Origin of the sequence: Campylobacter sp. TTU-622 (assembly GCF_016598965.1) — a bacterium.
Lineage (GTDB): Bacteria > Campylobacterota > Campylobacteria > Campylobacterales > Campylobacteraceae > Campylobacter_D.
Genome location: NZ_JAENKR010000194.1, coordinates 1 through 736, shown reverse-complemented (window position 1 = coordinate 736; position 736 = coordinate 1). Strand labels below are relative to the sequence as shown.

At 32.2% G+C, this 736-nt stretch carries 1 pseudogene; it reads left to right on the top strand.

The features are described 5' to 3' along the window. Window positions 1-736, top strand: a pseudogene (locus tag JG677_RS08430) (hypothetical protein); the annotation flags it as partial.

Below are 736 nucleotides of genomic sequence, written 5' to 3'. Positions count from 1 at the left end.
TTCTACTATAAATACTTTAACCAACAGCGGAACTATAACAGCTATAAATACTGGTGTTAGTATTTCAAGTGCTAGTATTCAAACTTTTACTAATGAGAAATTGATAAGTAGTGATGGTAGTTCTGCAATATTTACCGATAATCAATCTACTATAGAAAATTTTACCAACAATGGGACTATAAAAAGCAATGGAAATGCTGATGTTAGTGATGGGGCTAGCGGTGCTTTATATTCATCTTCTGGTTTAGTTCTTAAACGAAATACAACAATAAATACTTTAACTAATAGAGGTTCTATTTCTGGAAAAGTAGGGATTAATATAGTTGGATCTACTATTGGTAATCTAAATAACACTGGAACCATACAATCAACTTCTTCTAGTGCAAAAGGTGGAGCAATTATAATTTCAAACTATTATGGTTCAGCTTCTACTATAGAAAATTTCACCAATGAAGGCACTATACAATCAAGCTCTAATGGTATCTTAGTAGAAGTAAGTAATAAAATAGGTACGCTTACCAATAAAGGAACTATTGATGCTAAATTAAATGGTATAAGTTTTTTCTCAGTTGATGAGTTGGGTAATACAACAAATATCGGTAAAATCACTATAGAAAGCGCAGGCGTTATTAAAGCAGGAAATGATGCAATCCACATTGATGGAAGTGATAGAGATATTGAAGGCGAAGGCATAGACGTAAAAGGTAGATTAGAAGGTGGTAATGCTGGTATTTAT